Below are 6,442 nucleotides of genomic sequence, written 5' to 3' on the forward strand. Positions count from 1 at the left end.
CCGCCTACACTGCCGCGATGCGCATCCTGGGCATCGAATCCTCCTGCGACGAAACGGGCGTGGCCCTCGTCGAGACCCTGGCCGACGGCGGCGTGCCGCGACTGGCGGCCCACGCCCTGCACAGCCAGATCGCCATGCACCAGGCCTACGGCGGCGTGGTGCCCGAGCTGGCCAGCCGCGACCACATCCGCCGCGTGCTGCCCCTGACCGAGACGGTGCTGGCCGAAGCCGGCTGCACGCGCGCCGACATTGACGTCGTCGCCTTCACCCGCGGCCCGGGTCTGGCGGGGGCGCTGCTGGTGGGCGCGGGCGTGGCCTGCGCGCTGGGCGCGGCGCTGGGTCGGCCGGTGCTGGGCGTGCATCACCTCGAGGGGCATCTGCTCTCGCCCTTCCTCAGCGTCGATCCGCCGCAGTTCCCCTTCGTGGCGCTGCTGGTGTCGGGTGGCCACACGCAGCTGATGCGGGTGGAAGGCGTCGGGCGCTACGAGCTGCTGGGCGAGACCATCGATGACGCCGCGGGCGAGGCCTTCGACAAGAGCGCCAAGCTGATGGGCCTGCCCTATCCCGGGGGGCCCTGGCTGTCGAAGCTGGCCGAGGGCGGCGATGCGCAAGCCTTCAAGCTGCCGCGACCGCTGCTCCACAGCGGCGACCTAGATTTTTCCTTCGCCGGCCTCAAGACGGCGGTGCTCACGCAGACCCAGAAGCTGGGCGCCGAGCTGGAAGCGCGCAAGGCCGACCTGGCCGCCTCGACCCAGGCGGCCATCGTCGAGGTGCTGGTGCGGAAGTCGCTCGCGGCGCTGGCGCAGACGGGCCTTCAGCGCCTGGTGGTGGCCGGTGGGGTGGGCGCCAACAAGTTGCTGCGCGAGCAGCTCAATGCCGCCTGCGCCAGGCGCAAGGTGCGCGTGCACTACCCGGAACTGGCGCTGTGCACCGACAACGGCGCCATGATCGCCCTGGCGGCGGCCATGCGCATCCAGTCCGGCCTGTCGCAGCCGGAGGCGCGCTACGCCTTCGACGTCAAGCCGCGCTGGCCGCTGGATGCGCTGGCCGAGGCGGCGCCGGCGTCGGCCTGAGCACGCTCGATCCACGCACCAGCAGTTCGCCTTCGAGCACGATGCGCCGCGGCGGCCGGCCGGGTTCGGCCATGCGCTGCAGCAGCAGTTCGGCGGCGGTGCGGCCGATGTCGGCCGTCGGCTGGGCCATCACGGTGACGGCGGGCTCGGGCAGGGTGGTCCAGTCGTTGTTGTCGAAGCCGGCGATGGCCACGTCCTCCGGCATGGCGAGGCCGGCCTCGCGCACCGCCTTCCAGGCGCCTAACAAGAGAAGGCCGTTGGTGGCCAGCAAGGCGTCCGGGCGCTCGGCCTGGGCCAGCAGCGTGGCGGCGGCCGCCTGGCCCTCAGCCGCGAGCGGACGCAGGGCCACCACCTGCGGCTGCAGGCCGGCCTCGCGCATGGCGGCCTCATAGCCGGCCTGGCGCTCGCGGCCGGTGCTGCTGCGCGAGCCCGCCAGCAGCGCGATGCGTCGGCAGCCCTGCGCGATCAGGTGCTCGGTCAGGCGGCGGGCGGCTGGGGCGTTGTCCAGCAGCACCAGATCGCTGGGCGTGCTGCCTTCGGGCGCCCGGTCGACCATCACCACGGGAAAGGGGTGCTGCCCCGCCCGGAATCGCCGTGTCAGCTCCAGCGTGGGCGAGAGGATCACGCCGCTGGCCTGTTCGTCCGCCATCAGCTCCAGGTAGGACTGCTCCTTGGCCGGGTCCTCGTCGCTGTTGCACAGGATCAGGCGCAGGCCGTGGCGGTAGGCGATGTCTTCCACCGCCCGGCTGATCTCGGTGAAGAAGGGGTTGCGGATGTCCGAGACGATCAGCCCGATGAGCGAGGCTCGCTGCTGCCGCAGCCGCCGCGCGGCCAGGTTGGGCCGGTAGCCCAGCTCGTCGATGGCCTGCTGCACGCGCTGGCGCAGGTCGGGTCGCACCGCCTCGGGGTGGCTCAGCACCCGCGAGACGGTGGTGGTGGAGGCGCCGGCGCGTTCGGCGACGTCCTTGATGCTGGCGCTCTGGCGATGCGGCAGGGGCTGCGTCATGGATGAAAGCTGAAATCGATACCAGGATTCTGCATTCCGAAGACGGCGAGGCGATGAAGGTTCTATCGCCTGAATCTCAGTGTTTACCCTGATTTTTGAGACATATCAGCGGGTTTTGGTGGACAGCCGGGCGCCTGTTTCGATAATTCCGCCATTGGTATCGATTCCAAAACTTTCAGGAGACGGTATGGATCTTCCCGTGCAAGTCCAACTCGCCGCCACGGTCGCCGACCGTGAGGCTGCCATCCGCGCCGCCGGCGCCCTGCTGGTCCAGGCCGGCTTCTGCGACCCCGCCTATGCCGACAGCCTGCTGCGTCGCGAGCAGGTCGCCACCACCTACATGGGCCGTGGCCTGGCCGTGCCGCATGGCATGGTGGAAGACAAGGGACTGGTGCGCCGCACCGGCCTGGCCGTGGTTCAGGTGCCGGGCGGTGTCGCCTGGGACGCGCCCGACCACCGCGTGCAGCTCGTGGTGGCGGTGGCCGCCGCCTCCGACCAGCACATCGCCGTGCTGCGCCGCCTGACCCGGCTGATGGCCGACGGCCAGCGCCTCGAAGCCCTGGCCGCCACCGGCAATGCGGAAGAGATCGTGGCCGCGCTCACCCGCGACGGCGCCGCGCCGGTCGCCACCGCCGTGCCCGAAGACCTGCCGATGGCGCAGGACGTGGTGCTCGACTATCCCAACGGCCTGCATGCCCGCCCGGCGACGCAATGGGCCCAGGTGGCTTCGCGCTTCCTGGCCGAGCTGCGGGTGCGCCACGGCGACACCGTGGCCGACGCCCGCAGCATGCCCGCGCTGCTGGGCCTGGGCGCAGGAAGCGGTGCACGCCTGCGTATCTCGGCCGCCGGCCCGGACGCCCAGCAGGCGCTGGCCGCCCTCAAGGACGTGATCGTGCGCCTGGCGCAGGATGAAAAACGCCAGGCCGAACAGGCCGCCGCCCGCGAGAAGCAGGCCCACGGCCTGGGCCGCGAACTGGCCGGCTGGCAGCCCGAGGCGCGCCAGCACATCGGCGGCATTGCCGCCAGCCCGGGCCTGGTGATCGGCACGCTGGTGATGGCCGACGCGCCCGCGCTGGAGGTGACGGATCAGCCCGGCCAGGGCGTGGCCGCCGCTGCCGCCGCGCTCGACGCGGCGCTGGCTTCGGCCGAGGGCGAGCTGATCGAGCTGGCCGAAGGCGCCCGCCGCAAGAACGCCGCCGAGCAGGCCGGCATCTTCGAGGCGCACCGCCAGATTCTGGCCCACCCGGAACTGCTGCGCGACGCCACCCGCCTGGTCGTGCAGGGCCACGGCGCCGCCTGGTCCTGGCGCCATGCGCTGGCCGGCCATGTGGCGGCCCAGCGCGCCGTCGCCGACCCGGTGCTGGCTGCCCGCGCCGCCGACCTGCAGGACGTGGGCGACCGCGTGCTGCGCGCCCTGGTGGGCGAGGCCGGCGCCGCCGCGCAGGACCCGTCGCGCTGGCCCGCCGACAGCCTGCTGCTGGCCGACGACCTGTCGCCCTCGGTCACGGCGCAGATCGACGTGCAGCGCGTCAAGGGCTTCTGCACTGCCCGCGGCGGCCCGACCGCCCACACCGCCATCCTGGCGCGCGCCCTGGGTCTGCCGGCGGTGGTGGCCGCCGGTCCCGCCGTGCTCGCGGCCCGCAGTGGCGAACGCGCCATCCTCGACGGCTACCGCGGCCAGCTGCACATCGGCCCCAGCGACGAGGCGCTGGCCCAGGCCCAGGCCATGATCGACCGCCTGGCCCGCCGCCAGGCCGAGGAGGCCCGCAGCCGCCTGCAGCCGGTGACCACGCTGGACGGTCACGGCCTGGAGATCGCCGCCAACATCAACAAGCCCGAGCAGGTGGCCAAGGCGCTGGACCACGGCGCAGAAAGCGTCGGCCTGATGCGCACCGAATTCCTCTTCCTGGAGCGTGACCACGTGCCTGATGAGGAAGAGCAGTACGCCGTCTACCGCGACATGGTGCGCGCCCTGGGCGGCCGACCGCTGATCGTGCGCACGCTGGACATCGGCGGCGACAAGCAGGTGCCTCACCTGGACCTGCCGGTGGAAGAGAACCCCTTCCTGGGCCTGCGCGGCGCCCGCCTGTGTCTGGCCCGCGACGACCTGATGATGCCCCAGCTGCGCGCCCTGGTGCGCGCCGCGCAGGAAGGACCGCTGTCGCTGATGTTCCCCATGATCAGCACACTCGACGAAGTGCGCCGCCTGCGCGAGCGCCTGGCCGAGGTGCAGCAGTCGCTGGGCCTGGCGCCCGAGCAGGGCGGCCGGCGCATTCCGGTGGGCATCATGATCGAGGTGCCTTCGGCCGCCATGATGGCCGACCGCCTCGCGGCGCACGTGGACTTCTTCTCCATCGGCACCAACGACCTGACGCAGTACGCGCTGGCCGTGGACCGCCAGCATCCGCAACTGGCCACCATGGCCGACAGCCTGCATCCGGCCGTGCTGCGCCTCGTTGCGCAAACCGTGGAAGGCGCCCGGCGCCATGGTCGCTGGGTGGGCGTGTGCGGCGGCCTGGCCGGCGAGCCGCTGGGCGCGGCCCTGCTGGCCGGCCTGGGCGTGCAGGAATTGAGCATGAGCGTGGGCGACATCGCCGGCGTCAAGGCCCTGCTGCGCCGCCACAGCCTGGCCGAGCTGCAGGCGCTGGCGAAGGCCGCCCTGGACATGGACGACGGCGACGCCGTGCGCGCCCTGGTTGCCCAGCTGCGCGACACCGCGCCGGCCGGCGACGAGGTGGCGGCATGACGTCCACCGCCATGCAGCTGATCACGGTCACGCCCAATCCGGCGATTGACCACACCGTCTCGCTCGACCGGCTGGAGCCCGGCGCCGTGCACCGGGCCCGCGCCGAGCAGTTCGAGGCTGGCGGCAAGGGCATCGGCGTCGCGGCCGTGGCCGCGGCGCTGGGCCTGCGCACCGCGGCCTCCGGCTGGCTGGGCGACCAGAACCCGCAGCTCTTCGAGCGCGCCTTCGCCGAGCGCGGCATCGCCGACGCCATGGTGCGCGTGCCGGGCCGCACCCGCACCAACATCAAGCTGGCCGACGCCGAGCGCGGCGACAGCACCGACATCAACCTGGCCGGCATTGCCTTCGATGCCGAATCGACCGCGCAGGCCGAGGCCGCGTTGCTGGCGCGCCTGGCGCCGCTGGTGGGCGAGGGCACCTGGTGCACCCTGGCCGGCAGCCTGCCGCCCGGCGTGGGCGTCGAGAGCCTTCTGCGCCTGGCCGAGGCGCTGCGCGCCCGCGGCGCCCGCCTGATGGTGGACACCGGCGGCAAGGTGCTGGGCGAGCTGCTCGACCGCCTGCCCGCCGCGCCCGACTTCCTCAAGCCCAACCGCGCCGAGCTGGAAGAGATGGTCGGTGAGCCGCTGCCCGCTGTGGCCGACGTGGCGCGCGCGGCGCTGGCGCTGGCGCTGCGCGCGCGCGGTGTCGGCCGGGTGGTCGTCTCGCTGGGCGGCGAGGGTGCCGTCATCGCGGGCGAAGGCGGCTGCTGGCTGGCCCGGTCGCCGCGCGTGCCGGTGGCCACCACCGTCGGCGCCGGCGATGCACTGGTGGCCGGCACGCTGGCGGCGCTGGTCGAAGGTCGCGACTTCCCCGAAGCCGCGGTCTTCGGCATGGCCTGCGCCGCTGCCCGCATCCAGCGCATCGCGCCCGGGCTGCCGCCGCGGGCCGAGATCGAGGCCCTGGCCGCGCGCATCGCTCTGCAGCCGGTCTGACCGGCATCGAAGCCGCCGACGCCCCATTCAAGATTCCGTTTTCCCTTCCGTCACTCACCCCACCAAGACCCCGCCAGGAGACACCATGGCCTCACTCATCGCCATTGCCGCCAGCCAGGCCGGACCCGCGCACAGCTTCATGCTGGGCGAGGTGCTGGCCGACGCCGCCCGCCAGCTCGGGCACGACCTGAAGCTGCAGGTGCAGAGCTCGCTCGGCACCCAGGGCCAGCTCTCGACCGCGGAACTCGCCCAGGCTTCGGCCGTCATCGTGGCGGCCGACGCCGGTGCCGCCGTGGACCGCAGCGCGCTGCCCGCCGGCCGCGTGCTGGACGTGGCGCCCGACGCCGTGTTCCGCGATGCCGGCGCCGTGCTGCGCCAGGCGCTGGCCCTGGCCGGTGCGCCGGCTTCTGCGCCTGTTTCCGCAGCGCCCGTGGCAGCCGCGGCAGCCAGGTCGCTGAAGATCGTCGCCATCACCTCCTGCCCCACCGGCGTGGCCCACACCTTCATGGCTGCCGAGGCGCTGGAGCAGGGCGCCAAGGCGCTGGGTCATCAGATCCAGGTGGAGACGCAGGGTTCGGTCGGCGCGCAGAACACGCTGGGGGCCGACACCATCGCCGGGGCCGACCTGGTGCTGATCGCCGCCGAC

General features: G+C 73.2%; 5 protein-coding genes. 4 read left to right on the plus strand and 1 reads right to left on the minus strand.

All coding sequences use genetic code 11. The features are described 5' to 3' along the window. Nucleotides 1-17 precede the first annotated feature (17 nt). Nucleotides 18-1,073: a tRNA (adenosine(37)-N6)-threonylcarbamoyltransferase complex transferase subunit TsaD gene (tsaD, locus tag QZ772_RS17105; protein WP_295528779.1), complete on the plus strand. Its 1,056-nt coding sequence runs from the start codon at nucleotides 18-20 to the stop codon at nucleotides 1,071-1,073. Here tsaD and QZ772_RS17110 read toward each other — a convergent pair. Then, a complete protein-coding gene (locus tag QZ772_RS17110) occupies nucleotides 1,018-2,079 on the minus strand; it encodes a LacI family DNA-binding transcriptional regulator (RefSeq protein ID WP_295528769.1) in 1,062 nt (353 codons plus the stop codon). The two genes, tsaD and QZ772_RS17110, sit on opposite strands and share 56 nt — an antisense overlap. 199 nt (nucleotides 2,080-2,278) lie before the next feature. On the opposite strand from QZ772_RS17110, the gene ptsP reads away from it, so the two are divergent. The 3 genes from ptsP to QZ772_RS17125 all read left to right on the plus strand — a co-directional run. Then, nucleotides 2,279-4,825 (plus strand): phosphoenolpyruvate--protein phosphotransferase, encoded by a 2,547-nt coding sequence (gene ptsP, locus QZ772_RS17115; protein WP_295528771.1) that lies wholly within the window; start codon nucleotides 2,279-2,281, stop codon nucleotides 4,823-4,825. Further along, on the plus strand, nucleotides 4,822-5,796 hold the full coding sequence (locus QZ772_RS17120) for a hexose kinase (RefSeq protein WP_295528773.1): 975 nt from the start codon (nucleotides 4,822-4,824) through the stop codon (nucleotides 5,794-5,796). Before ptsP ends, QZ772_RS17120 begins: the two co-directional genes overlap by 4 nt. 85 nt (nucleotides 5,797-5,881) lie before the next feature. Beyond that, nucleotides 5,882-6,442: fructose PTS transporter subunit IIB (locus QZ772_RS17125; protein ID WP_295528776.1), on the plus strand; the 561-nt coding region annotated here is incomplete at its 3' end.

The sequence above is a fragment of the uncultured Pseudacidovorax sp. genome (assembly GCF_913773995.1).
Taxonomy (GTDB): domain Bacteria; phylum Pseudomonadota; class Gammaproteobacteria; order Burkholderiales; family Burkholderiaceae_C; genus Xenophilus.